Origin of the sequence: Streptomyces sp. NBC_00704, assembly GCF_036226605.1 — a bacterium.
Taxonomy (GTDB): Bacteria; Actinomycetota; Actinomycetes; order Streptomycetales; family Streptomycetaceae; genus Streptomyces.
This window is the reverse complement of sequence record NZ_CP109000.1, coordinates 3346408-3372331: the sequence shown is the minus strand read 5'-3', so window position 1 is coordinate 3372331 and position 25924 is coordinate 3346408. Positions and strand designations below refer to the sequence as shown.

At 71.4% G+C, this 25924-nt stretch carries 22 protein-coding genes, 1 tRNA gene and 1 pseudogene; 11 read left to right on the top strand and 13 right to left on the bottom strand.

Annotated features, from left to right (window positions below; translation table 11 throughout):
• The first annotated feature begins 111 nt into the window (after positions 1-111).
• The 3 genes from galT to galK are packed head-to-tail and all read left to right on the top strand — an operon-like array spanning position 112 to position 3337.
• Positions 112-1173 (top strand): galactose-1-phosphate uridylyltransferase, encoded by a 1062-nt coding sequence (gene galT / locus OG802_RS14640; protein ID WP_329410807.1) that lies wholly within the window; start codon positions 112-114, stop codon positions 1171-1173.
• Positions 1170-2180: a UDP-glucose 4-epimerase GalE gene (gene galE / locus OG802_RS14635; protein ID WP_329410804.1), complete on the top strand. Its 1011-nt coding sequence runs from the start codon at positions 1170-1172 to the stop codon at positions 2178-2180. The genes galT and galE overlap by 4 nt, the downstream gene beginning before the upstream one ends.
• Positions 2180-3337: a galactokinase gene (galK, locus tag OG802_RS14630; protein WP_329410801.1), complete on the top strand. Its 1158-nt coding sequence runs from the start codon at positions 2180-2182 to the stop codon at positions 3335-3337. Before galE ends, galK begins: the two co-directional genes overlap by 1 nt.
• Before the next feature lie 46 nt (positions 3338-3383).
• Here galK and OG802_RS14625 read toward each other — a convergent pair whose 3' ends face one another.
• A complete protein-coding gene (locus tag OG802_RS14625; RefSeq protein WP_329410798.1) occupies positions 3384-3851 on the bottom strand; it encodes a GNAT family N-acetyltransferase in 468 nt (155 codons plus the stop codon).
• Between the two features lie 319 nt (positions 3852-4170).
• Between OG802_RS14625 and OG802_RS14620 the strand changes: the two genes are divergently transcribed.
• Positions 4171-4938, top strand: a complete 768-nt coding sequence (locus OG802_RS14620; RefSeq protein ID WP_329410796.1) for a response regulator transcription factor — start codon at positions 4171-4173, stop codon at positions 4936-4938.
• Here OG802_RS14620 and tamR read toward each other — a convergent pair.
• Positions 4897-5394 (bottom strand): MarR family transcriptional regulator TamR, encoded by a 498-nt coding sequence (tamR, locus tag OG802_RS14615; RefSeq protein ID WP_329417062.1) that lies wholly within the window; start codon positions 5392-5394, stop codon positions 4897-4899. The two genes, OG802_RS14620 and tamR, sit on opposite strands and share 42 nt — an antisense overlap.
• Positions 5395-5482: 88 nt before the next feature.
• On the opposite strand from tamR, the gene OG802_RS14610 reads away from it, so the two are divergent.
• Positions 5483-6280 carry a trans-aconitate 2-methyltransferase gene (locus tag OG802_RS14610; RefSeq protein WP_329410793.1) on the top strand — a complete coding sequence of 266 codons (798 nt, stop codon included), beginning with the start codon at positions 5483-5485 and terminating at the stop codon, positions 6278-6280.
• 170 nt (positions 6281-6450) lie between these two features.
• Entirely contained in the window at positions 6451-6624 is a 174-nt protein-coding gene (locus OG802_RS14605; RefSeq protein WP_328481426.1) for a CsbD family protein, read from the top strand.
• Between the two features lie 161 nt (positions 6625-6785).
• Here OG802_RS14605 and OG802_RS14600 read toward each other — a convergent pair whose 3' ends face one another.
• Both OG802_RS14600 and OG802_RS14595 read right to left on the bottom strand, forming a co-directional pair.
• The gene (locus tag OG802_RS14600; protein WP_329410790.1) at positions 6786-7472 is read right to left on the bottom strand and encodes a TetR/AcrR family transcriptional regulator; all 687 of its coding nucleotides are present in this window, start codon (positions 7470-7472) and stop codon (positions 6786-6788) included.
• On the bottom strand, positions 7469-8479 hold the full coding sequence (locus tag OG802_RS14595; protein ID WP_329410787.1) for an acyl-CoA desaturase: 1011 nt from the start codon (positions 8477-8479) through the stop codon (positions 7469-7471). Before OG802_RS14595 ends, OG802_RS14600 begins: the two co-directional genes overlap by 4 nt.
• Positions 8480-8768: 289 nt before the next feature.
• On the opposite strand from OG802_RS14595, the gene ppc reads away from it, so the two are divergent.
• Positions 8769-11510 (top strand): phosphoenolpyruvate carboxylase, encoded by a 2742-nt coding sequence (ppc, locus tag OG802_RS14590; RefSeq protein ID WP_329410785.1) that lies wholly within the window; start codon positions 8769-8771, stop codon positions 11508-11510.
• Positions 11511-11823: 313 nt separating this feature from the next.
• Positions 11824-13017: an IS30 family transposase gene (locus OG802_RS14585; RefSeq protein ID WP_329416962.1), complete on the top strand. Its 1194-nt coding sequence runs from the start codon at positions 11824-11826 to the stop codon at positions 13015-13017.
• 90 nt (positions 13018-13107) lie between these two features.
• On the opposite strand, the gene OG802_RS14580 is transcribed toward OG802_RS14585, so the two are convergent.
• The 7 genes from OG802_RS14580 to OG802_RS14550 all read right to left on the bottom strand — a co-directional run bounded on the left by OG802_RS14580 (position 13108) and on the right by OG802_RS14550 (position 18904).
• Positions 13108-13644: a hypothetical protein gene (locus OG802_RS14580; RefSeq protein WP_329410783.1), complete on the bottom strand. Its 537-nt coding sequence runs from the start codon at positions 13642-13644 to the stop codon at positions 13108-13110.
• Between the two features lie 41 nt (positions 13645-13685).
• The gene (pth, locus tag OG802_RS14575; RefSeq protein WP_329410781.1) at positions 13686-14288 is read right to left on the bottom strand and encodes an aminoacyl-tRNA hydrolase; all 603 of its coding nucleotides are present in this window, start codon (positions 14286-14288) and stop codon (positions 13686-13688) included.
• A 181-nt stretch (positions 14289-14469) separates the two neighbouring features.
• The gene (locus tag OG802_RS14570) at positions 14470-15054 is read right to left on the bottom strand and encodes a 50S ribosomal protein L25/general stress protein Ctc (protein WP_329410778.1); all 585 of its coding nucleotides are present in this window, start codon (positions 15052-15054) and stop codon (positions 14470-14472) included.
• A 209-nt stretch (positions 15055-15263) separates the two neighbouring features.
• Positions 15264-16238 carry a ribose-phosphate diphosphokinase gene (locus OG802_RS14565; protein ID WP_329410776.1) on the bottom strand — a complete coding sequence of 325 codons (975 nt, stop codon included), beginning with the start codon at positions 16236-16238 and terminating at the stop codon, positions 15264-15266.
• Between the two features lie 134 nt (positions 16239-16372).
• Complete coding sequence (gene glmU, locus OG802_RS14560; RefSeq protein ID WP_329410774.1) at positions 16373-17821, bottom strand: bifunctional UDP-N-acetylglucosamine diphosphorylase/glucosamine-1-phosphate N-acetyltransferase GlmU; 1449 nt, start codon at positions 17819-17821, stop codon at positions 16373-16375.
• A 128-nt stretch (positions 17822-17949) separates the two neighbouring features.
• Positions 17950-18020, bottom strand: a tRNA-Gln gene (locus tag OG802_RS14555).
• Positions 18021-18031: 11 nt separating this feature from the next.
• Positions 18032-18904, bottom strand: a complete 873-nt coding sequence (locus OG802_RS14550; RefSeq protein WP_329410772.1) for a hypothetical protein — start codon at positions 18902-18904, stop codon at positions 18032-18034.
• A 166-nt stretch (positions 18905-19070) separates the two neighbouring features.
• Between OG802_RS14550 and OG802_RS14545 the strand changes: the two genes are divergently transcribed.
• On the top strand, positions 19071-20351 hold the full coding sequence (locus OG802_RS14545) for a sensor histidine kinase (RefSeq protein WP_329410770.1): 1281 nt from the start codon (positions 19071-19073) through the stop codon (positions 20349-20351).
• Between the two features lie 91 nt (positions 20352-20442).
• On the opposite strand, the gene OG802_RS14540 is transcribed toward OG802_RS14545, so the two are convergent.
• Together OG802_RS14540 and OG802_RS14535 are read right to left on the bottom strand one after the other, a co-directional pair.
• Positions 20443-20937: an SUKH-3 domain-containing protein gene (locus OG802_RS14540; RefSeq protein ID WP_329410768.1), complete on the bottom strand. Its 495-nt coding sequence runs from the start codon at positions 20935-20937 to the stop codon at positions 20443-20445.
• A gap of 73 nt (positions 20938-21010) precedes the next feature.
• Complete coding sequence (locus OG802_RS14535) at positions 21011-21589, bottom strand: YwqJ-related putative deaminase (RefSeq protein ID WP_329410766.1); 579 nt, start codon at positions 21587-21589, stop codon at positions 21011-21013.
• Positions 21590-21896: 307 nt separating this feature from the next.
• Here OG802_RS14535 and OG802_RS14530 point away from each other — a divergent pair, with 307 nt between their 5' ends.
• Positions 21897-22901, top strand: a complete 1005-nt coding sequence (locus OG802_RS14530; RefSeq protein ID WP_329410764.1) for an SMI1/KNR4 family protein — start codon at positions 21897-21899, stop codon at positions 22899-22901.
• A 7-nt stretch (positions 22902-22908) separates the two neighbouring features.
• Positions 22909-25676 (top strand): annotated as a pseudogene (locus tag OG802_RS14525) (SUKH-4 family immunity protein).
• The last annotated feature ends 248 nt before the right edge of the window (positions 25677-25924 follow it).

The following is a 25924-nucleotide window of genomic DNA, read 5'->3' as shown; positions in this document are numbered from 1 at the left end:
TGATGGTGACTCGGCTGGGGGTTTGTGGTTTTATGTGTTTGGTTCTGTTGGAAGCTTCGCTAGGTGTACGGGTCTAGGTCCGCGGATCTAGAGGTATGGAGGACAGTCGCGGTGAAGAAGACCTCGACCCGCTTGGCCGACGGTCGTGAGCTGATCTACTACGACCAGCGGGACGACACGGTGCGCGACGCGGTGGACAGGCGTCCGCTGGACCCCACGGTCACCACTTCGGAGGTACGGCGCGACCCGCTGCTCGGCGACTCCGTCGCCGTCGCCTCGCACCGGCAGGGCCGCACCTACCACCCGCCCGCCGACGAGTGCCCGCTCTGCCCCTCGCAGGGCGACCGGCTCAGCGAGATCCCGGACTCCTCGTACGACGTGGTCGTCTTCGAGAACCGCTTCCCCTCGCTGGCCGGCGACTCCGGCCGCTGCGAGGTGGTCTGCTTCACCTCGGACCACGACGCGTCCTTCGCCGACCTCACCGAGGAGCAGGCGCGACTCGTCCTGGACGCGTGGACGGACCGGACGTCCGAGCTGTCGCATCTGCCCTCCGTGGAACAGGTGTTCTGCTTCGAGAACCGCGGCGCCGAGATCGGCGTGACACTGGGTCACCCGCACGGGCAGATTTACGCCTACCCGTTCACCACTCCCCGCACCGCCCTGATGCTGCGTTCGGTCGGCGCGCACAAGGAGGCGACCGGCGGGGAGAACCTCTTCGACGCCGTCCTGGAGCGCGAACTCGCGGGCGAGCGGGTCGTCCTGGAGAGTGAACACTGGGTCGCGTTCGTGCCGTTCGCCGCGCACTGGCCCTACGAGGTGCACCTGTACCCCCGGCGCCGGGTCCCGGACCTGCTGGCCCTCGACGAGGACGCGCGCACAGAGTTCCCCCAGGTCTACCTGGAACTCTTGAGGCGCTTCGACCGGATCTTCGGCGAAGGTGAGCCGCGCACGCCCTACATCTCCGCCTGGCACCAGGCGCCGTTCGGCACGCTGGAGGAGTTCGAGGGCGTCAACCGCGACGACTTCGGGCTGCACCTGGAGCTTTTCACCATCCGCCGCACGTCCGGCAAGCTGAAGTTCCTCGCGGGCTCCGAGTCCGGCATGAACGTCTTCATCAACGACGTGCCGCCGGAGTCCGCGGCCCGGCGACTGCGAGAGGCAGCGAGTTCATGAGCGTCACCACCGGCAGCGGCACCACCGGCACGAGCGGCAAGTACCTGGTCACGGGCGGCGCCGGCTACGTAGGCGGCGTGGTCGCCCAGCACCTGCTGGAGGCGGGCCACGAGGTCGTCGTCCTCGACAACCTCTCCACCGGCTTCCGCGAAGGCGTCCCCGCGGGCGCCACGTTCATCGAGGGCGACATCCGCGACGCGGGCAAGCACCTCGACGACTCCTTCGACGCGGTCCTCCACTTCGCCGCCTTCTCACAGGTCGGCGAATCCGTCGTCAAGCCGGAGAAGTACTGGGAGAACAACGTCGGCGGCACCATGGCCCTGCTCGGCGCGATGCGCGACGCGGGCGTGCGCAGACTGGTCTTCTCCTCCACCGCCGCCACCTACGGCGAGCCCGAGCAGGTCCCGATCGTCGAGACGGCGCCCACCAGGCCGACCAACCCCTACGGCGCCTCCAAGCTCGCCGTCGACCACATGATCAGCGGCGAGGCCGCGGCCCACGGCCTCGGCGCCGTCTCCCTGCGCTACTTCAACGTGGCCGGCGCGTACGGTGCGCAGGGCGAGCGCCACGAACCCGAGTCGCACCTCATCCCGCTCGTCCTCCAGGTCGCCCAGGGCCGCCGCGACGCCATCTCCGTCTACGGCGACGACTACCCGACCCCCGACGGCACCTGCGTGCGCGACTACATCCACGTCGCCGACCTCGCCGAGGCCCACCTGCTCGCCGTCGCGGCCGCGAAGCCCGGCGAGCACCTCATCTGCAACCTCGGCAACGGCAACGGCTTCTCCGTCCGCGAAGTCGTCGAGACCGCCCGCAAGGTCACCGGACACCCGATCCCCGAGGTCGCCGCCCCGCGCCGCGCCGGGGACCCGGCCGTCCTCGTCGCCTCCGCGGCCACCGCCCACGAGCGGCTGGGCTGGAACCCGTCCCGCGCGGACCTCGCGGGCATCGTCGCGGACGCGTGGACGTTCGCACAGCACATCGCCGACAGCGCAGAGGAGCGGTAATGGGGGCGGAGCAGGTCCGGGACGGCTTCACCGAGCTGTACGGCACACGGCCCGACGGGGTGTGGGCGGCGCCCGGCCGCGTCAACCTCATCGGCGAGCACACCGACTACAACGACGGCTTCGTGATGCCCTTCGCGCTGCCGCACACCGCCGTCGCCGCCGTCTCCCGCCGCACGGACGGCGTGCTGCGGCTGCACTCGGCCGACCTCGACGCCGGCGTCGCCGAACTGCGCCTGGAGGAGCTGACGCCCGAGTCCGACAAGGCCTGGACGGCCTACCCGGCCGGCGTGGTGTGGGCGCTGCGCGAGGCCGGCCACCCGGTCACCGGCGCCGACGTCCACCTGGCGTCGACCGTGCCGTCGGGCGCGGGCCTGTCGTCGTCGGCGGCCATCGAGGTCGTCGTCGCGCTGGCCCTGAACGACCTGTTCGACCTCGGCCTCCAGGGCTGGCAGCTCGCCCGGCTGTGCCAGCGCGCCGAGAACGTCTACGTCGGCGCCCCCACCGGCATCATGGACCAGACGGCGTCCGCGTGCTGCGAGGCCGGTCACGCGCTGTTCCTCGACACCCGCGACCTCTCCCAGAAGCAGATCCCCCTCGACCTCGCCGCCGAGGGACTGCGCCTGCTGGTGGTCGACACCCAGGTCACGCACGCCCACAGCGGCGGCGAGTACGGCAAGCGCCGGGCCGGCTGCGAGAAGGGCGCCGCCCTCCTCGGCGTCGACGCGCTGCGCGACATCGCCTTCGCCGACCTGGACGCGGCCCTCGACCGCCTCGGCGACGACGAGGAGATCCGCCGGCTCGTCCGCCACGTCGTGACGGAGGACCAGCGCGTCGAACAGGTCGTCGCCCTCCTGGAGTCGGGCGGCGACACCCGCGCCGTCGGACCGGTCCTGACGGCCGGTCACGCCTCGCTGCGCGACGACTTCAAGGTCTCCTGTCCCGAGCTGGACCTCGTCGTCGACACCGCCCTCGCGCACGGCGCGCTCGGGGCGCGGATGACCGGCGGCGGGTTCGGCGGCTCGGCGATCGTCCTGGCCGAGGCCACCGACGTCGAGGCGCTCACCAAGGCCGTCGTCGAGGCGTTCACGGCCGCGGGGCTCAAGGCTCCGCGCGTCTTCGAGGCGGTGCCCTCGGCGGGAGCGCGGCGCCTGGGCTGAGCCCGGCCCGGTCCGACGTCACCACCGGGGTGAGGCGCGGGGCGCCTCACCCCGGTCCGTGCGTGAGGCGCTTGGTCAGCGTGTACTCCGTGACGCCCGGCGGGTAGTCCTCGATCACGCACACCACGTCGTAGCCGTGCCGCCGGTAGAACTCCGGCGCCTGGAAGTCCCAGGTCTCCAGCCGGACCCGGGTGCAGCCCCGTTCCTCGCGGGCCACGCGCTCCGCCTCCGCGAGCAGCCGCGAGCCCAGGCCCGCCCCGCGGTGACGGGCGTCCACCCACAGATGCGCCACGTGCAGCCAGGCCGTCCAGGTGTGTCCCACCAGACCGCCGGCCAGCTCGCCCCCGGGGCCGCACGCCCACACGTGCAGCGGCGACTCGCGTTCCGCCGGGGTGCCCCGCAGGGCGCGCAGCACCGGTGAGGCCTGCGTGTTCGCGGCCAGGAGCCGGGAACGGAGAAGATCGCGCCGAGTCCTGTCGACTTCTGTCTCAAGACGGAACATGCGGCACACCATAAACGCGTCCGCGAATTAGTTCCGCACATTGCCTTCCGCTGTCGGCCCACAGCTCTACGCTGGGCACAGCACCGGTGGGGGCCGGTGCCGATCAGGGGCCAGACAGCCGGGTACGACGCCCGGGGTGGGGGTAGCAGTGTCCGCGCGGCGGCGGCCGTGCGGCCGGGGCGCTCCCCGCGAGCGTCGTGCCCGCGCAGGTCGTCCCACTCCGTGTCCGCCGTGCTCTGCGTGTTCTCGTTGTCGGTGTTCCTGGTGTTCTCCGTCTCCGGACCTTTGGGGTATCCCCCGCTCCGTGAAGGAGCTCGGGGAAGGGGGTTTCGTGGTTCGCATCCGTGTACTGGTCGTCGACGACCACCGCATCTTCGCCGAGTCGCTCGCCGCGGCACTGGCCGCCGAGCCGGACGTCGACGTCTCCGCGGCCGGCAGCGGCCCGGCGGCGCTGCGCAGCCTGGAGCGCGCGGCCGCCGAAGGACGCCGCTACGACGTGCTGCTCGCCGACGCGGACCTGGGCGGCGCACAGCCCGGCATACGCGCGACCGCGCCCGTGCAGGAGGTGGGCGACGACGGCCTCGTCGACGGGCTGTCACTGGTCGCGGGCGTGCGCGTCGCGCAGCCCCACGTCCGGATCGTCGTGCTCGCCGAGAAGGACGACCCGCACCGCGCGGCTCTCGCGCTCCAGGCGGGGGCGTCCGGCTGGGTGGCGAAGGACTGCTCGCTCTCGCGCCTGCTCACCGTCATCCGGGGCGTGCTGCGCGACGAGACGCACCTGCCGCCCGCCCTGCTCACCGGGGTCCTGCGCGAGATGACGGCCGCCCGCAGGCACCGCACCGAGAGCGAACGCCTGGTGGAGTCCCTCACGCCGAGGGAACGCGAGGTACTGCGGTGCATGGTGGCGGGACTGGGGCGCAAGGCCGTCGCCGAGCGCCTCTTCCTGTCCCCGCACACCGTCCGCACCCATATGCAGAACGTCCTCGGCAAACTGGGCGTGCACTCCACGCTCGCCGCGGTCGCCCTCGCCAGACGGGCCGGGGTCGGACCCGCCGACCTAGCCGGGGATGTTGTCGAACGGGGCGGTCAACTGGCGTAGCAGGCCCGCCAGTTCGGTGCGCTGGGCCTGCGACAGCTCGGCCAGGATCGCCCGCTCCTGGTCGAGCAGCCCGGCGAGCGCCTGGTCGGCGCGGTCCTTGCCGTCGTCCGTGAGGCGCACGAGCACACCCCGCCGGTCGCTCGGGTCCGGCAGCCGCTCCACCAGGCCCTTCTTCGCCAGACGGTCGATGCGGTTGGTCATCGTGCCCGAGGTCACCAGCGTCTGCGTCAGCAGCTGCCCGGGCGAGAGCTGATACGGCGCTCCCGCGCGGCGCAGCGCCGTCAGGACGTCGAACTCCCACGGCTCCAGCTGGTGCTCGGAGAACGCCAGCCGGCGCGCCCGGTCCAGGTGCCGGGCCAGCCTGCTCACCCGGCTGAGCACTTCCAGCGGCTCCACGTCGAGGTCCGGGCGCTCCCGGCGCCACGCTGCGACCAGCCGATCGACCTCGTCCTCCATGACGATCAGTGTAGTGGTTGTGTCGACATGAAGTCTCTTGATGTCGAGTCTCTTGACGTCGAGATAAATCGTGCGGGAGAGTCGGATCATGACGACGAACCCCTCCTGGGACCCGGCCCAGTACCTGCGCCACGCCGGCCACCGCGCCCGCCCCTTCGCCGACCTCCTCGCCCGCGTCCCCGCCCTGCCCCGCGAACCGCCCCGCATCGCCGACCTCGGCTGCGGACCCGGCAACGTCACCGCCGTCCTCGCCGACCGCTGGCCCACCGCCCGGATCACCGGCTACGACAACTCGCCGCAGATGCTCGCCGACGCCGCCGCCCACGCCGGCCCGCACCTCGACTTCGCCCACGCCGACCTCACCGACTGGACACCCGCCGAGACCTACGATCTCCTCGTGTCCAACGCCGCCCTCCAGTGGGTCCCCGGCCACCTGGACGCCCTCGCCGGCTGGCTGGACGGCCTCGCCCCGGGCGGCACCCTCGCCTTCCAGATCCCGCACAACGCCGACGCCCCCCTCCACGCCCTGATGCGCGAGCTGGCCGGCGGCGCCCGCTGGAAAGGCCGCCTCGGCCACGTCCTGCGCCGCGAGGACTCCGTCCACGCACCCGGCGTCTACCTCGACCGGCTCGCCCGCCTCGGCTGCGCCGCCGACGTGTGGACCACGACCTACCTGCACGTCCTGCCCGGCGAGGACCCCGTCCTCGACTGGGTCAAGGGCACCGGACTGCGCCCCGCCCTCGACGCCCTCGCCGACGACCCCGAGGCCCGCGACGCCTTCGTCGCCGCATACCGCGACCTGCTCCGCGAGGCCTACCCCAGCACGCCCTACGGCACCGTCCTGCCCTTCCGCCGCCTGTTCGCCGTCGCCGTGAAGCGGGCCTGAACCCAGGGGGTGCGGCCCGGACGGGTGACGAGGACGCGGACGACGTGGTCGTCGACGGCGTACAGGACGCGGTAGCCGCCCACGCGCAGACGGCGCCAGGTTTGAAGCGGGCCGGGCGGGTCACCCGGAGTGCAGAGAGCGCACGCAGACCTGACTGGGAGTGATGAACAGTGGCAGGCGAGCAGAAGTCCAAGGCGAAGATGGAACAGGCCAAGGGCAAGGCCAAGGAAGCGGCCGGCCGTGCCGTGGGCAACGAGAGGCTCGAAGCCGAGGGCCGCGCGGACCAGGCCAAGGGCGACGCGCGTCAGGCCAAGGAGAAGACGAAGGACGTCTTCAAGCACTGAGCCGGCACCGGGCGAGCCCCGCGCGGGCACGCGCACGCCGAGCGAACACGGACAGGCCCCCCGTCCCACACGGACGGGGGGCCTGTCCACGCGCCGGAACGCCCCGCACCGACGGGGGCCGACGGCGGCGCGACCGCGCACCGGCTCGGCTCGGCGTCCGCTCAGCTCTTGCGGCGCCCGATCAGGTGCGGCTTGGCCTCCAGGCGTTCCAGGCCGTGCCAGCACAGGTTCACCAGATGCGCCGCCACCTCCGCCTTCTTCGGACGGCGCACGTCCAGCCACCACTGCCCGGTCAGCGCCACCATGCCCACCAGGGCCTGCGCGTACAGCGGGGCCAGCTTCGCGTCGAAGCCGCGGCTCTTGAACTCGCGGCCCAGGATGTCCTCCACCTGCGTGGCGATGTCCGAGATCAGCGAGGCGAAAGAACCCGTCGACTGCGGGATGGGCGAGTCCCGCACCAGGATGCGGAACCCGTCCGTGTACTCCTCGATGTAGTCGAGAAGCGCGAACGCCGCCTGTTCGAGCAGCTCACGAGGGTGGCCCGCCGTCAACGACGACGTCACCATGTCCAGCAGCCGGCGCATCTCCCGGTCCACCACGACCGCGTACAGCCCCTCCTTGCCGCCGAAGTGCTCGTACACCACCGGCTTGGACACCCCGGCCTTCGCCGCGATCTCCTCCACCGACGTGCCCTCGAAGCCCTTCTCCGCGAACAGGGTGCGACCGATCTCCAGCAACTGCTGCCGACGCTCCGCTCCCGTCATCCTGGTGCGACGCGCACGCCGCGGCTTCACTTCACCGCTGGGACTGGAGGTGTTGCTGGGATCGGTCGCCACGCCGTCAATCATGCCGTCTCGGCGGCCGCCCTCCCCTGCCGGGAGCCGTCCTCACCGGTGTCACGGCGAGAATCGATACGCGAGCGTGACGGCCAGCGCACGTCGTACGCCCAGCCGAGCATCTCGAACCACCGGATGAAGCGCGCCGAGGAGTCCACCTGGCCCCGCATCACCCCGTGCCGCGCCGACGTCGGATCGGCGTGGTGCAGGTTGTGCCAGGACTCGCCGCACGACAGGACCGCCAGCCACCACACGTTGCCCGAACGGTCACGCGACTTGAACGGCCGCTTGCCCACCGCGTGGCAGATCGAGTTGATCGACCACGTCACGTGGTGCAGCAGCGCCACCCGCACCAGCGAACCCCAGAAGAACGCCGTGAACGCGCCCCACCAGGACATCGTCACCAGCCCGCCCACCAGCGGCGGGATCGCCAGCGACACCACCGTGAACAGCACGAACTGCCGCGAGATCGCCCGGATCGCCGGGTCCTTGATCAGATCCGGCGCGTACTTCTCCTGCGACGTCTGCTCCTCGTCGAACATCCACGCGATGTGGGCCCACCACAGGCCCCTCATCAGCGCCGGCACGGTCTCCCCGAACCGCCACGGCGAATGCGGGTCCCCGTCCGCGTCGGAGAACTTGTGGTGCTTGCGGTGATCGGCCACCCAGCGCACCAGCGGCCCCTCCACCGCCAGCGAGCCCATGACCGCCAGCGCGATCCGGAGCGGCCGCTTCGCCTTGAACGAACCGTGCGTGAAGTACCGGTGGAAACCGATCGTGATGCCGTGGCAGCCGAGGAAGTACATGAAGACCAGCAGTCCCATGTCCAGCCAGCTCACCCCCCAGCCCCAGGCCAGCGGCACCGCCGCCAACACGGCGAGGAACGGAACGACGATGAAGAGCAGCAGCGTGATCTGCTCGATCGATCGCTTCTGCTCGCCGCCGAGAGTGGCGGAGGACGTGGTGGCGCCGTCCGGCGTCTTCGAAGGGTCCTGGATCACGTTGGAGCCTGTGGTCATGCGCGTCCCCTGGGGGGTCTTGGAAGGAGGAGGTGCCGTACGGCCGGAACCTCGGCGTAATTCCTACGGTCCCGTAACCTACGGCAACGTAAGTATGGCAGCGCGCCGCCCCGCGGCAAGAGCCCGCCAGCCTGCGCGTCTTCGAGGACACCTATCCTTGGAGACGGTCGGACAGCGCGGTCCGCTCTGATTTCTTCCCGGATGTCAGGCCCGTATGCGGCGTCCGCCGCGAGGCCCGGCATCCGAGTTCCCTCCCGGACGAGCTTCAACACTGCAAGGAGCCGCACCTGTGAGCAGTGCCGACGACCTTGGCCAGGCCAACACCACGACCAGCACCGAGCTGCGCGCCGACATCCGCCGACTGGGTGACCTCCTCGGGGAGACCCTGGTCCGGCAGGAAGGCCCGGAACTCCTCGAACTGGTCGAAAAGGTCCGCCGCCTCACCCGAGAGGACGGCGACGCCGCCGCCGAACTCCTGCGTGGCATCGAACTGGAGACCGCGGCCAAGCTGGTCCGCGCCTTCTCCACCTACTTCCACCTGGCCAACGTCACCGAACAGGTCCACCGCGGACGCGAACTGCGCGAGCGCCGCGCCGCCGAAGGCGGCCTCCTCGCCCGCACCGCCGACCGCCTCAAGGACGCCGACCCCGAACACGTCCAGCAGACGGTCCGCCACCTCAACGTCCGCCCCGTCTTCACGGCGCACCCCACCGAAGCCGCACGCCGGTCGGTACTCAACAAGCTCCGGCGCATCGCGGCACTCCTCGAGACCCCCGTCATCGAGTCCGACCGCCGCCGCCACGACACCCGCCTCGCCGAGAACATCGACCTCGTCTGGCAGACCGACGAACTGCGCGTCGTCCGCCCCGAACCCGCCGACGAGGCCCGCAACGCCGTCTACTACCTCGACGAACTCCACGCGGGCGCCGTGGGCGACGTCCTCGAGGACCTGACCGCCGAACTGGAGCGCGTCGGCGTCAAGCTCCCCGACGACACCCGCCCCCTCACCTTCGGCACCTGGATCGGCGGCGACCGCGACGGCAACCCCAACGTCACCCCCGCCGTGACCTGGGACGTCCTCATCCTCCAGCACGAACACGGCATCAACGACGCCCTGGAGACCATCGACGAACTGCGCGGATTCCTGTCGAACTCCATCCGCTACAGCGGCGCCACCGACGAACTCCTCGCCTCCCTCCAGGCCGACCTCGAACGACTCCCCGAGATCAGCCCCCGCTACAAGCGCCTCAACGCCGAGGAGCCCTACCGGCTCAAGGCCACCTGCATCCGCCAGAAGCTCGAGAACACCAAGCAGCGCCTCGCCAAGGGCATCCCCCACGAGCCCGGCCGCGACTACCTCGGCACCAGCGAGCTCATCGAGGACCTCACCCTCATCCAGACCTCCCTGCGCGAACACCGCGGCGGCCTCTTCGCCGACGGCCGCATGAACCGCACCATCCGCACCCTCGCCGCCTTCGGCCTCCAGCTCGCCACCATGGACGTCCGCGAACACGCCGACGCCCACCACCACGCCCTCGGCCAGCTCTTCGACCGCCTCGGCGAGGAATCCTGGCGCTACGCCGACATGCCCCGCGACTACCGCACCAAGCTCCTCGCCAAGGAACTGCGCTCCCGCAGGCCCCTCGCACCCACCCCGGCCCCCGTCGACGCCGCCGGCGAGAAGACCCTCGGCGTCTTCCTCACCGTCAAGCGCGCGCTCGAGGTCTTCGGACCCGAGGTCATCGAGTCCTACATCATCTCCATGTGCCAGGGCGCCGACGACGTCTTCGCCGCCGCCGTCCTCGCCCGCGAGGCCGGCCTCGTCGACCTGCACGCCGGCTGGGCCAGGATCGGCATCGTCCCCCTCCTGGAGACCACCGACGAACTCAAGGCCGCCGACACCATCCTCGAGGACATGCTCTCCGACCCGTCGTACCGCCGACTGGTCGCACTGCGCGGAGACGTCCAGGAAGTCATGCTCGGCTACTCCGACTCCTCCAAGTTCGGCGGCATCACCACCAGCCAGTGGGAGATCCACCGCGCCCAGCGCCGCCTGCGCGACGTCGCCCACCGCTACGGCGTCCGCCTGCGCCTCTTCCACGGCCGCGGCGGCACCGTCGGCCGCGGCGGCGGCCCCTCCCACGACGCCATCCTCGCCCAGCCCTGGGGCACCCTCGAAGGCGAGATCAAGGTCACCGAACAGGGCGAGGTCATCTCCGACAAGTACCTCATCCCCTCCCTCGCCCGCGAGAACCTGGAACTCACGGTCGCCGCCACCCTCCAGGCCTCCGCCCTGCACACCGCCCCCCGCCAGTCCGACGAAGCCCTCGCCCGCTGGGACGCCGCCATGGACGTCGTCTCCGACGCCGCCCACGCCGCCTACCGCGCCCTCGTCGAGGACCCCGACCTGCCGACGTACTTCCTCGCGTCGACCCCCGTGGACCAGCTCGCCGACCTGCACCTGGGCTCCCGGCCCTCCCGCCGCCCCGGCTCCGGCGTCTCCCTCGACGGCCTGCGCGCCATCCCCTGGGTCTTCGGCTGGACCCAGTCCCGCCAGATCGTCCCCGGCTGGTTCGGCGTCGGCTCCGGCCTCAAGGCCCTGCGCGAAGCAGGCCTGGACACCGTGCTCGACGAGATGCACGAACAGTGGCACTTCTTCCGCAACTTCATCTCCAACGTCGAGATGACCCTCGCCAAGACCGACCTGCGCATCGCCCAGCACTACGTCGACACCCTCGTCCCCCAAGAGCTCCACCACGTCTTCGACACCATCAAGACCGAACACGCCCGCACCGTCGCCGAAGTCCTCAAGGTCACCGGCGAACGCGAACTCCTCGCCGCCACCCCCGCCCTCAAGCAGACCTTCAGCATCCGCGACGCCTACCTCGACCCCATCTCCCACCTCCAGGTCACCCTGCTCAAGCGCCAGCGCGACGCCGTGGCCGCCGGAGCCGAACCCGACCCGCTGCTCTCCCGCGCCCTGCTCCTCACCGTCAACGGCGTAGCGGCCGGCCTGCGCAACACCGGCTGACCCACCACACCGGCCCACCACCACACCGGCCGGACCCACACCCACCACACGACGACGCCCCCGGATTCACGGCGGGTTCTATTGATCCCCGCAACACCCTGGAGTTCAGGGAGTTGCGGGGATCGTGGATTTTGAGGTGTTGAAGGCGAAGTTCTTCGAGGCGCTGGATCGGGAGGACGGCGGCATCACCGCTGCCGCTCGCGCAGTCGGAGTGAACCGCAATACGGCGTTCGGATGGGCCCGTCAGGCCGGTGTCCGAGGTCGCGGCAAGCCCGGCACATCCGGGCATCCCGGTCGGGCGGAGTACGAGCGGCTGCGTGCGGCCGGAGTCCATCGCCGCGATGCCGCCGCGCAGGTCGGCGTCCACGAGCGCACCGCTCGGGACTGGGACCAAGGGATCCGGCAGATCGGCCACTCGCGCCTGCATGCAGACGGCCGCCTGATCGACTATACGACCGGTGTGATCACCATCGTTACTGCCGCGTCGAAGCCGTCCGTTGCCGCGGTCGAGGCCGGGCTGCACCCCCGTTTCCTCACCGTGGCCGAGCGGGAGCTGATCGCCGACATGCGCCGTGAGGGCCGCTCGCTGCGCGCGATCGGACGGGCACTCGGCCGGCCGGCCTCCACCGTCAAGCGTGAGATCGACGCCCGTGCGGTCAACGGCGTCTACCGGCCGCACCAAGCCCAGCGGGCATGGGCGAAGAGCCGGTCGCGTCCAAAGGACTCCAAGCTGGCCCGGGAAGGAGCGTTGCGCGACTTCGCTACGGCCAAGCTCCAGGAACGCTGGTCGCCCGAGCAGATCTGCCACGCTCTGCTCATCGAGTTCCCCGACGACGAGAGCATGCGCGTGAGTCCGGAGACGATCTACCAGGCCATCTACGTCCAGGCCCGCGGCGGACTGCGCCGCGAGGTCGCCCTGGCGCTGCGCACCGGACGCACCCGCCGCAAGCCCCACCGCAGCCCGGAGCAGCGCACTCGCCGCTTCGTCGACGAGATGGTGATGATCTCCGAGCGGCCGCCGGAGGTCGAGGACCGGGCTGTTCCTGGCCACTGGGAAGGCGATCTGATCGTCGGCCCCCGCAGCGAGAGCGCGATAGTGACCCTGGTCGAGCGCTCCACCCGCTACGTCCTGCTCGGACATCTGCCCGGCGGGCACACGGCCGAGGAAGTCCGCGATGTGCTGGTGCCGCTGATCCAGACCCTGCCCGAGCACCTGCGTGGCTCGCTGACCTGGGACCAGGGCTGCGAGATGGCCGCGCACAAGCAGTTCACCGTGGCCACCGGCGTGCCAGTCTACTTCTGCGACCCCCACTCGCCCTGGCAGCGCGGATCGAACGAGAACACCAACGGCCTGCTGCGGCAGTACTTCCCCAAAGGCACCGACCTCTCCGCGCACAGTCCCGCAGACCTCGAACACGTTGCCCAGCAACTCAACGGCCGGCCACGCAAAACGCTCGGCTGGAGAACCCCAGCCGAGCGCCTGCGTGATCTACTGACGGCCGCATAAGCCATCAGGTGTTGCGAGGACCCCGAGAATCCGCCCACCCGAACCCGGGGGCGCCGTCACGACCCCACCTCACCCACCAGCCCCGCAACCTCAGATCGTCACGAAAGCCGCCGTCAGCAACGCCACCCCCGACCCCGCCAGCACCCACCCCGCCCGCACCCGCCCCAGACCACCCGCCACCACCACCGACGCCAGCAGCAACGCCCCACCCAACGGCACCCACGCCAGCAACACCCCCGCAGGACCCGACCGCACCGCCTCATCCGTCCCCGGCTTCAGCACCACCGCGTACCGGCCACCCACCCGCACCGCCACCGAATCCTCCAGCACCACCCGCGCCCGAGCCGTCGACCCCACCGACACCGGCGCATACCGCCCCGCACACCGCCCCCCCTCACAACGCCCCACCACCACCGTGCCCCGCTCACGCCCCTTCGTCAGCATCACGTGCTGCGCCCCACCCCACGAACCCCACACCCCCGCCAGCAGGATCAGCACCGCCACCCCGCCCATCACCACGAACCGCCCCCACCGCAACGCCACCACCGACCCACCGGCCGGCCCCCTCCACGAGGAACCCCGACGACGATGGGAACGGACAGCTACGGCAGGCATGGCCGGGATCATTGGCCATGCCCGAACGACACGTCAACCTCCCGGCCCACGGATCACGAGTTGTACGTGCCCTGCGCCCGCTCCAACCCCTCCAGCACCAACGCCTCCACCGCATCCGCCGCCCGGTCCACGAAGTAGTCCAGCTCCTTGCGCTCCGCCGACCCGAAATCCTTCAGCACGAAATCCGCCACCTGCATCCGCCCCGGCGGCCGGCCGATCCCGAACCGCACCCGGTGATACTCCGCACCCATCGCCTTCGTCATCGACTTCAGACCGTTGTGCCCGTTGTCCCCGCCGCCCAGCTTCAACCGCAGCACCCCGTAATCGATGTCCAGCTCGTCGTGCACCGCCACCACGTTCCCCAACGGCACCTTGTAGAAGTCCCGCAACGCGTTCACCGGACCACCCGACAGGTTCATGAACGACATCGGCTTCGCCAGCACCACCCGGCGACTCCCCGACCCCGGCGGACCCACCCGCCCCTCCACCACCTGCGCCTGCGCCTTGCCCGCCCGCTTGAACCGGCCGCCCATCCGCCCGGCCAACAGATCGGCCACCATGAAACCGACGTTGTGCCGGTTCATCGCGTACTCCGGACCCGGATTGCCCAGCCCCACGATCAGCCAGGGCGCACTGGCATCGGTCGTCACGTCCACGTCTCCTCGACTCACGGGCAGCGACCACCGCGCGATCACGGACAGCCGCTCAGAATGGCGGGCAGGAATTACACACGGCGCGGACCACAGCCTTCGGGAAGCGACGGCCGCACACAGGGACCATACGCAGACCGCCGCTCCCCGAAGGAAGCGGCGGCCGGCGAAACGACGAACCCGAGGATCAGGCCTCGGCGCTCTCGCCCTCGGACTCGGCCGGGGCCTCCTCCGCCTGGGCGGCCAGCACCTGGAGGACGACCGCGTCCTCGTCGATCGCCAGCGTCGTGCCCTTGGGCAGCGGGATGTCCTTCGCGAGGATGGAGGCGCCGGCCTCCAGGCCCTCGATGGAGACCGTGACCGACTCCGGGATGTGCGTGGCCTCGGCCTCGACGGTCAGCGTGCTCAGCACGTGCTCGAGCAGGTAGGCGCCCGGCGCCAGGTCGCCCTCGGTGTGCACGTAGACCTCGACGTTGACCTTCTCGCCGCTGCGGACGAGCAGCAGGTCGACGTGGTCCAGGAAGCCCTTGATCGCGTCACGCTGCACGGCCTTCGGGATGGCCAGCTGCGTCTTGCCCTCGAGCTCCAGGCTCAGCAGGACGTTCGGGGTGCGCAGCGCGAGCTGGAGCTCGTGACCCGGAAGCGTGATGTGCATCGGCTCGGCACCGTGACCGTAGACCACGGCGGGAACCTTGCTGGCACGACGGATACGGCGGGCGGCGCCCTTGCCGAACTCGGTGCGGGTCTCGGCTGCGAGCTTGACCTCGGCCATGTTCACTCCTCGTAGAACTGGGGAAAGGTGGTCACCCGGCCAAACCATCGGCCTGCTACGAAGAGCGCGTCGATAACGGACCGCCGTACACACGCGCGAAACACGCGTACGGCCTCCCTCGCCGAGCAACTGGAGCAGTCTACGCGGCGGGAAGGCCGTACAAGAAATCGATCTACACGACGGACGTCACCACGACGCCCTCACGAGCCTCACTGCTCGTCGAACAGGCTCGTCACCGAACCGTCCTCGAACACCTCACGCACCGCGTTCGCGATCGTCGGCGCGATCGACAGCACCGTGATCTTGTCGACCTCCAGCTCACCCGGCGTCGGCAGCGTGTTCGTGAAGATGAACTCACTCACCTTCGAGTTCTTCAGCCGGTCCGCCGCCGGACCCGACAGCACACCGTGCGTCGCCGTCACGATGACGTCCTCCGCACCGTGCGCGAACAGCGCGTCCGCCGCCGCGCAGATCGTGCCACCCGTGTCGATCATGTCGTCCACGAGCACACAGACCCGGCCCTTGACCTCGCCCACGACCTCGTGGACCGTCACCTGGTTCGCCACATCCTTGTCACGCCGCTTGTGCACGATCGCCAGCGGCGCGCCCAGCCGGTCGCACCAGCGGTCCGCCACGCGCACCCGGCCCGCGTCCGGCGACACCACGGTCAGCTTGTCGCGGTCCACCTTGCTGCCCACGTAGTCCGCGAGCAGCGGTAGCGCGAACAGGTGGTCCACCGGACCGTCGAAGAAGCCCTGGATCTGGTCCGTGTGCAGATCCACCGTCAGGATCCGGTGCGCACCGGCCGTCTTCATCAGGTCCGCGATCAGACGGGCCGAGATCGGCTCCCGCCCACGGTGCTTCTTGTCCTGCCGCGCGTACCCGTAGAACGGCACGATCACGGTGATCGAACGGGCCGACGCACGCTTCAACGCGTCGATCATGATCAACTGCTCCATGATCCACTTGTTGATCGGAGCCGTGTGGCTCTGGATCAGGAAGCAGTCCGCGCCACGCGCCGACTCCTGATACCGCACATAGATCTCACCATTGGCGAAATCGAAGGCCTTCGTCGGGACGACCCCGACACCCAGCTGGTGGGCGACCTCCTCGGCAAGCTCGGGGTGGGCGCGGCCGGAGAAGAACATCATCTTCTTCTCGCCGGTCGTCTTGATCCCGGTCACAGCACTGTCTCCTCAGAGGTGTCTCAGCTGGAAGTCGAGAAACCACGCCGCTGGGCGCGACGAGGCCGTCTCAGCTGGTGGGGTGCGGGTGTGCACCTATCACGGTACGCCGACTCCGACGCACCCGTTCCCGGTCAGCCCTCGCCGTCCACCTGCCGCGACGCCGCCTCGGCGGCCTTCGCCGCCGCACTGCCCGGACGCTTACGAGCCACCCAACCCTCGATATTCCGCTGCTGGCCCCGGGCCACAGCCAAAGAACCGGGCGGCACATCCTTCGTGATCACAGAACCGGCGGCGGTGTACGCACCGTCCCCGACCGTGACAGGCGCCACAAACATGTTGTCCGAACCCGTCCGGCAATGCGACCCGACGGTGGTGTGATGCTTGTCCTGTCCGTCGTAGTTCACGAACACACTCGCAGCGCCGATGTTCGAGTACTCACCGATCGTCGCGTCCCCCACATACGACAGATGCGGGATCTTCGTCCCCTCGCCGATCGACGCGTTCTTCGTCTCCACGTACGTGCCGATCTTGCCCTTCGCCCCCAGACGCGTACCCGGCCGCAGATACGCGAACGGCCCCACCGACGCCCCCGCACCGATCCGCGAGCTGTACGCCACCGTGTTGTCCACCCGCGCCCCCGCACCGACCTCCGTGTCCGTCAGCCGGCAGTTCGGACCCACCTCCGCGCCCTCGCCCAGATGCGTCGACCCGTGCAACTGCGTACCCGGGAGCACCACCGCGTCCTGCTCGAACGTCACCGTCACGTCCACCCACGTCGACGCCGGATCCACCACCGTCACACCCGACAGCATCGCCGCCGTCAGCAACCGGTCGTTCAGGATCCGACGCGCCTCGCTCAACTGCACCCGGTTGTTGATGCCCGCGATCTCACGATGGTCGCCCGCGACCGACGCACCCACCCGGTGACCCGCCTCCCGCAGGATCCCGAGGACGTCCGTCAGATACTCCTCACCCTGACTGTTGTCCGTCCGCACCTTCTTCAACGCGTCCGCCAGCAACCGCCCGTCGAACGCGAACACCCCGGAATTGATCTCCCGGATCGCCCGCACCGCCTCCGACGCGTCCTTGTGCTCCACGATCCCCGTGACCGCACCCGACGCCTCGTCCCGCACGATCCGCCCGTAACCCGTCGCGTCCGGCACCTCGGCCGTCAGCACCGTCACCGCGTTCCCGTCCGCCTGATGCGTCGCCGCCAGCTGCGCCAGCGTCGCCCCGGTGAGCAGCGGAGTGTCACCGCAGACGACCACCACCGTGCCGTCCACGCCGCCACCGAGCTGCTCCAGCCCCATGCGCACGGCGTGACCGGTGCCGTTCTGCTCCTCCTGCACGGCGGTGCGCACGGCGGGGTCGATCTCGGCGAGGTGCGCGGTGACCTTCTCGCGGGCGTGCCCGACGACGACGACCAGGTTCTCCGGGTCCAGCTCGCGGGCGGCGGCCAGCACATGGCCCACGAGACTGCGGCCGCTGATCTCGTGCAGGACCTTCGGTATGGCCGACTTCATACGGGTGCCCTCACCCGCTGCGAGTACGACGACGGCTGCCGGGCGAATGGCGCTCACGGAAATGCCCTTCGGCTGTGGAGAGGTGGGGACGTCCGAAGGATACCGGGGCGTTTCAGGGGGGACATGAGAGCGGGCCCCGACCCTTGCTGGGGCAGGACCCGAACGCGTCTTCTGTCTGCTGTGGGCTCCCGGAGAAGGATTCGAACCCTCATTCAACGGACCAAAACCGTTTGTCCTGCCCTTAGACGATCCGGGATGGATTTCGCGCTATGTCCGATTTCGTTGATCGGCTTCGCGCGCGGAGTCCACTATGCCGTACCAGGCGCCCTCGATGCGACGGTACAAGTCGGCGCTCTTCAGGACTTTGATCGTCAGGCAGCCCCGGTAGGACTCGCCGGTGTTCTTCCGCACGGTCCTGGGATTGTGCTTCTTGAGGGTCGTCTTGTTGAACTGCGAGCGGTCCGCGCCCACGAGTGCGGCCCAGTGGCTCTCCGCGCCCGCGACGTCGGCGCTCTCGTGGATCATGACGGCGTAGCGCACGTGTGCGCGGTCGACGCCGAGCAGGTCCAGCCAGGCGAGACAGACCGCGATCACGCCGGGGTCGCTGTTGACGAAAGCCACCCTCTCGCGGCGCTGGTACGGCTTGTCCTTCGCGCCCTCGGCCCAGTAGAGGCCCACGCCCACGAGGAACAGCTCTCGGGGGGAGAGAGTGCCCACGGCCTGCCGGGCGGCTTCCTTCGCGCGCTGCCGCTCCTCCTCACGGACGCGCAGTTTCGCCTCCCAGCCGCGCCGGGCGATCAGCGAGGCCTCCTGTGGGCTCCGCCGCCGCTCCGGCTTCGGCAGATCCCGCACCCACAGGGAGACCGAGCTCCTGGAGCAGCCCAGTTCCGCCTCGATCCGGTCGTAGGTCCAGCCTTGCAGCCGCAGCTCGCGCGCTTTGGCCCTGAGGTCGTCCTTCGCGTTGGGGCGCTTCGTCCACTCCGGAGGGGGCTCTCCCTTCACGAGCCGGTTGAGGAGGTCGTTGTTGTGGATCTTCAGTTCGTCGCGGATCTGGCGGAGGCTGAGCCCCGCCCGCCGCAGGGCGACCGCCTGTTCCCGCAGGCCTTCGTAGTCCGCGTACTTGCCGCTGGTATGTGTCATACGCATAGCGTCTGGGCGGAATGCTCGGTTCCTGGATCGAACGGGCGTGGTTCAGCAGTTCGAGGGATACCGGTGGGTTTCGATGTTGTTCGGTTACGGTGTGTGGTGTGGGGCGGTCGCAGAAAGTCGCCGGAAAAGGCGGGGGCCGCGCCCGTAGGGTGGAGTCATGACCACGACGGGGGAAGAGGACACGGCGGCCCGGGGAGGGCCGTTGTGGTGGAGCAGACGGCGTAGCGCGGCGTTCGACTGGACCCTGGGGTTCGTGTCCGCCGTGGAGTGTGCGGTGGAGGGGGTTCCGTTCGCGCAGGACGCCGGGATCCCGGCGGCCGTGGGGGTCGTGTTCGGGGCGCTGGCCGGTTCGGTGCTGGTGGTGCGGCGGAAGTGGCCGATCGCGGTGGTGCTGGTGGCGATCGCGATCACGCCGGCGCAGATGGGCTTCCTGATGGGGATCGTGGGCCTGTACACGCTCGCCGCGTCGGAGCTGCCCCGGCGGATCATCGGTTCGCTGGCGGGGATGCAGTTGGTGGGGACGTTGATCGTGACGTTCGTCCAGGTGCGGCAGAGCATGAATCGCGGGTCGTTGACGCTGGGGGACTGGTTCGTCCCGTTCGCGGCGATCACGACGTCGTTGGGGTTGACGGCTCCGCCGTTGCTGCTGGGGATGTATGTGGGGGCGCGGCGGCGGCTGATGGAGAGTCTGCGGGAGCGGGCGGACTCGTTGGAGCGGGAGTTGCAGTTGCTCGCGGAGCGTGCGGAGGAGCGGGCCGAGTGGGCGCGGGGCGAGGAGCGGACGCGGATCGCGCGGGAGATGCACGACGTGGTGGCTCATCGGGTGAGTCTGATGGTGGTGCATGCGGCGGCGTTGCAGGCGGTGGCGCGGAAGGATCCGGAGAAGGCGGTGCGCAATGCCGTGCTGGTGGGGGACATGGGGCGGCAGGCGTTGACGGAGTTGCGGGAGATGCTGGGGGTGCTGCGCAGTGACGGGGCGGGGGTGCGGGCGGCGTCGGTGCGGTCGGTGACGGTGGCGCCGGCGGTGGTGGAGGAGGGGGAGGGGCCTTGTCTGGAGGAGTTGGAGGAGTTGGTGGGGCAGTCGGCGGCTGCGGGGATGGTGGTGGAGTTGTCGGTGGAGGGTGAGGTGCGGGCGTATGCGCCGGAGGTGGAGCAGACGGCGTACCGGGTGGTGCAGGAGGCGTTGACGAACGTGCACAAGCATGCGGCGGGGGCGAAGACGCGGGTGCGGTTGGCGCATCGGGTGGCGGAGATCGCGATGCAGGTGGAGAACGGTGCGCCGCCGGAGGCGGGTTCGGCGTCGTCGGCGGGGTTGCCGTCGGGGGGGAACGGGTTGGTGGGGATGCGGGAGCGGGTGCTGGCGCTGGGCGGGGTGTTCGTGTCGGGGCCGACGGATGCGGGGGGTTTCCGGGTGTCGGCGGTGATTCCGGCGTCGTGAGGGGGTCGGGCTCCTGAGGGGGCGGGCCGTGGGGGTGGGGTGTGTGGTGGGGGTGTGGTGGGGGCGTCGTCGGTCGGTGGGGTGCCGGGGGTCAGCCTGCGGTGAGGCGGGTGGGTTCGGTGCCGGTGACGAGGGCGCCGAGGGCTTGGTCGATGTCGGGGCCGAGGTACCAGTCGCCGGTGTGGTCGAGGGCGTAGACGCGGCCTTCGGCGTCGATGGCGAGGAGGGAGTGGGTGTCGGTCTCGGCGCCGAGGGGGGCGACGTCGGTGTCGAGGGCGCGGCCGAGGTCGGCGAGGGTGCGGGCGAGGTGGAGGCCGTGGAGGGGGTCGAGGTGGAGGGTGGTGGCGGCGATCTGGCGGCCGGGGGCGGTGGGGGCGATGGTGAGTCCGCCGAATTCCGCCCAGGCTTCGACGGCGGCGGGGAAGAGGGCGTGGCGGTGTCCGGCGGGTGAGGTGTGGTCGCGGAGGGTGTCGGCCCAGATCTCGGCTTGTCTGATGTCCCAGCGTCCGGGTTGCCAGCCGGCGGCGCGCAGGGCGGCGTCGACGGGTACGGGGAAGCGCGTGGTGGAGGTGCGGTCGGGGTGCATCGGCCCTTCGTTCGTCGTGCTGGTGGTGCGTGGCCGGGTGTGGGGGGTGTCGGCCTGGGGTGTGGTGTCCGGGTCAGTCGGTGGCGGGGTCGACGATGCGGACGCCGAGGTGGGCGCTGAGGTCGGTGCAGGCGCGGCAGGGGGTGGCGAAGCTGCCGTGGAGGGGGTCGCCGTCCTCGCGGATGTGGCGGGTGGTGAGTTTGGCTTGTTTGAGTGCTTTGCGGGCTTCGCCGTTGGTCATGGGGCGGCGGGCGGCGCGTCTGCTGCGGGTGGCGTCGGCGTTGGCGATGTGGCGGGAGATGAGGAGTGCTTCGGCGCAGCGGCCGGTGAAGCGGTCGCGTCGGGCGCTGGGGAGGGTGTCGAGGAAGTCCTGGACGAGGGGGTGCAGGGGCGGGGGCTGGTCACCGCGGGCGGCGGTGCCGGTGAGGGTGGTGCCGCGGACGGAGAGGGCGGCGGCGACGGTGGGCAGTATGCCGTCGCGGCGGTGGCGCAGGGTGGGGGTGTGGGGGGTTTCGGTGGCGGACCAGCCGATGCGGGGGTCGCCGGTGGCGGGGTGTGTGTCGCCGGTGGGGGCGGTGTGGTGGTCGCCCGTGGTGTGGTGGTGCAGGTCGCCGGACCTGCCGGTGGGTGACCCCGTCTGCGTCGCGTTCATGGTCGCTTTCCCCTCCCGTGCATCCCCCGGAAGCTCACAGGGTGCCAAATGGCGTGCCGGGTGGGGAAGCTGGGGCGGTGCGACACGCCCGGGTCGGGGCGGGCTGTCACGGCGGGGTGACGGCTGGTCACGGAAGCGGAGGGCCGGTGACCGCTGTCGTCGTACCGCATAGGCTGTCGCCACCGTGAGCGCGCGGTTGACGCGCGTTGGCGATTGTTGGAGACAGTCGATACGGGGCGTGGTGGGCCGGTTCGCAAGCGGAACGGGTCGCTGCGGGCCGTACAGAGTGCCGCAGGGGGCAACCGCCATGACTACAGGTCGGCTCGGGCAGCAGGCCGCGCCGCCGAACGCGGCCTATGCCGGGCAGGTCGTGCATTTCCCGGATCCGGTCCGGGCGGCACGGCACCCGAGGGGTGTGCGGGTGGACGAGCGGGGTTACCCGGATTTCTCGCCGTACGCGCGCGCGGTCGCGGAGATCGCGGATCCGCCGGAGGGTTTCGGCGTGGACGAGTTGCGGTTGACGGACTACGTGTCGGCGAACGCGGCGTCGGCGGCTTCGGGGCATGAGCTGTGGGACACGGTGCCGGCGGTGGCGACGCCGCACGGCTGGACGTGGCATCACGTGGCGGGTTCGCGGCGGCTGGAGCTGGTGCCGGTCGAGGTGAAGGCGTTGCTGCGGCATCACGGTGGGGTGTCGACGGCGGTGGTGGATCAGTCGAAGCGGGGGACGCGTCCGTTGCAGGAGACGCGTCCGGCGCATTTCCGGCTGGCGAAGTCGGGTGTGGCGGTGACGGAGCAGCAGGTGCAGGGGGTCGAGGAGGATCTGGGGTATCGGCTGCCGGGTGCGTACCGGTCGTTCCTGAAGGCGGCGGGCGGGTGTGCGCCGGTGGGTGCGGCCCTGGACGCGGAGCTGGGGTTGCTGGTGGACCAGCCGTTCTTCACGGTGCGTGACGAGGCTGCGGTCAATGACCTGGTGTATGTGAACAAGTGTCTGCGTGATCATCTGACGAAGGACTATCTGTGCGTCGGTTTCGTGCAGGGCGGGCTGCTGGCCGTGAAGGTGCGCGGGGAGCGGGCGGGTTCGGTGTGGTTCTGCGCGTACGACGACGTGCGGGACGTGGATCCGGGGTGGTCGCCGGCGGAGCGCATGGAGCGGCTGCTGCTGTCGTGCGGTGAGGACTTCGACGTGTTCCTGTCGCGGCTGGCCGGTAATCCGCCGGAGCTGGAGACGGTGGCGAATCTGATGGTGGACGGCGGGTTCGCGCGGGCGGTCGCGGTGTCGTCCGTGGCGTCCGCCGGTGCGGGGGAGTGAGCTGACGATGGTGACGTTCGCGCAGGCGCAGGAGCGCGCCGAGGAGTGGGTCAACGGGGATGTGCCGGCGTATCAGCACCGTGAGGTGCGGGTGCGGGAGTTCGGGCTGGGGTTCGTGGTGTGGGCCGAGGACCGGGCGGAGGGTCCTCGTTCGGACGGGGGCGGGCAGCGGCTGGTGATCGCCCGGGACAGCGGGGAGGCGACGCTGTGGCCCGCGGCGCCGGTGGGCGAGGTGATCCGCCGGTACGAGGAGGAGTACGGCCGTGCGGACGATGTCGCCGACGCGGCGCCGGCGCCCGCGGCGCGGGTGGATCTGAATCAGACGTCGTTCCTGTTGTCGCCGCCGGAGTGGTTGCAGGAGGCGGCGGACAGGATGGGCATCCCGGACCGCCGGGACGCCGGTTCCGGCGGCAGCGCCAGTGGCAGCGACGGCGCCGGTAGCAGTAGCGGTGGCGGCGGAGGCGTCGCGGAACCGGCTGCGGCCGGGGCCGGATCCGGGGTGGCCGGTGATCCTTCGCTTCCCCGCACGCAGGGCGGTGCGCCCGGGAGCGGGTTGCCGCAGACGCAGGGCGGGACGCCCGCCGGTACCGGTTCCGGCGGTGCTTCGGGACCGGCTGCCGCTCCCGCTCCCGCTCCGGCTCCGGCGGGAGCGACGCCGTGGGCCGGGACGGACACCAACGGCGACGCGGGCGACGACCGTTCCGTGCCGCTGCCGGCGACCGTGTTCGCGCCGCCGCTGAGCGGCTCCGACGACGAGCCGGCGCCGCCGTCGGCGGCCTCGGACGCCAAGACGGCGCTGATGTCCGGCGGCAGCGGGCTTCCGCCCACCGCGGTCTCGCCGGCGCTCGACCCTTCGGGCCGGGGCGGCCAGGCCGGGCCGGGCGGTGCGCCCGGCCAGGGCGGTGGGCCGGGAGCGGCCGGGGCGTCGTACGGCCGTCCGCAGGGCCCCGGTGGGCCCGGCGCGTCCGGTGCGCAGGGTACGGGCGGCGGGACCGCTCCGGCCCCCGCCGCGGGCGCCGACGGTTCGCAGGCACGGCCGCTCGCGCCGAACGCCGGTGACATCGCCGACGCCGCGACCAGCAAGGCCGCGCCGCCGCCGCGCCGGGCGCGGGGCGGCGGGTCGATGCCGCCGCCTCCGCCGGGCGCGCCCGGAGCCCCCGGTGCGCGTCCCGGCGGCACACCGCCGTCCGCGGCACCGCCCGCCGCACCGGGCGCTCCTGGTGCCCCGGGTGCTCCGGCGGGGGTTATGTGCCGACGCAGATGGTGTCCGCCCTGGGGCCCGACGGCCCCGGTGGCCCCGGTGCGCCGCAGCCGCCCGGTGCGCCGGGCGCGCCCGCCGGGCCGAACCCGCCCGGCGGCACGCCTCCCGGCGGCGTCCACCATGCCGCGACGATGCTGGCCGACCCCGGCCGGATGGGCCCCGGCGGGCCCGGTGCGCCCGGTGCGCCCGGTGCGCCGCAGCCTCCCGGTGTTCCCGGCGGCCCGGCGGCGGGGCAGAACCCGGGTGCTCCCGGCGTGCCCGGTCCGGGCGCGGGCGGACCCGGAGCGCCGGGCGGGCCCGGTGGGGTTCACCATGCTCAGACGATGCTGGCGGGGCCCGCGCAGAGCGGCCCCGGCATGGCGCCGCCCGCGCCGCCGCAGGTCCCGGGCGTCCCCGGCTTCCCGGGCACCCCGGGAGCTCCCGGGGTGGCCCACGGCGCGCCCGGTGTGCCGCCGGGTGCTCCGCAGCCGCCGATGCCGCCGCCGGGCGGTCCGGTGCCGGGTCAGCCGCCGGCGTACGGGTATCCGCAGCAGCAGGGGCTGCCGACGGTGGGCCCGGGTTACCAGGCGGTGCTGCGTTATCGCGCGCAGGACGGTTCCGAGCAGCAGCTGATCCGGCGTTCGGCGCCGGGGACGCCGCACCCGGAGTGGCAGATCTTCCACGAGCTGCGGGCGATGAACGTGCCCCCGGACCAGGTGCTGGAGCTGCACACGGAGCTGGAGTCGTGCGAGCTGCCGGGTGCGTACTGTGCGCGGATGATCCGGGAGCAGTGGCCGCAGGCGAGGATCACGAGCATCGCGCCGTACGGCACGGATCACGCGAGCCGGCAGCAGGGCATGCAGCAACTGCTGGCGCATCAGGGCGAGTTGCATCAGGTGGCGGACGGTCCGGCGCGTCCGGCTCCGGTGCGTGCGCCGTTGCCGCCGGTGCAGCCCGTGCCGCCGGTTCCGCCGGAGGCCGTCGGGCAGGAGCTGGCGGCCGTGTTCGGGCCGGCGGTGTTCCGGTTCGAGCAGGCGGCGGTGTCGCGGCAGGGTGTGCCGCCGGTCGTGGCGCACACGCTGGTGGTGGCGGGGCTGCCGGCGGACCTGGGACCGTTCTTCTGGGCGCAGGCCCAGCCGGGGCGGCCGGTGCCGACGCTGGCGGAGCTGGCGGCGGAGCGGGGCGTCCAGCCCGCTCCGGACGCGGGCTCGTATCTCGTCATGGGCAGCGACTTCGGCAAGGCGATCTGTGTGCAGTACGGGACCGCGAACATCGTCGCGGTGCCGGTGGAGGCCGGGCCGGGCGGCGGGTCCGTGCCGCCGCAGTTCGTGAACACCGGGCTGCCGGAGTTCGCGCGCTGTCTGGCGCTGCTCGGGCGGATGTGGCGGCTGCGGTTCGGTCTGACCCAGGAGCAGGCGGGACGCTGGACCGTCGACTTCCAGGCGCAGTTGGCCGCGCTCGACCCGGCGGCGCTGGGGTCGCCGGAGAGCTGGTGGTCGGTGCTGCTGGAGGAGATGTGGGACGGGCTGCTGTGACGGGCGGCCGTTGACCCGCGGGCGGTCGGGCGGGTGACGAGCGGGGGGCGGGGCCGGGTCGCAGGACCGGGCCCCGCCCCCCGCACGTTCCCGCTCAGGCACCCCGGCACGTTTCCGCTCAGGCCCGCCGCGCGTCCGGTCAGGTCGCCGGCCCCGCCCCTCGCCTCCTCCCTTCCCGCGCCCTCCCTCCCCGTCCCCTCCCTCCCTGCCCTTCTCGTCCGCTTCCCTCGTTCGGCCCGCTCGCCTTG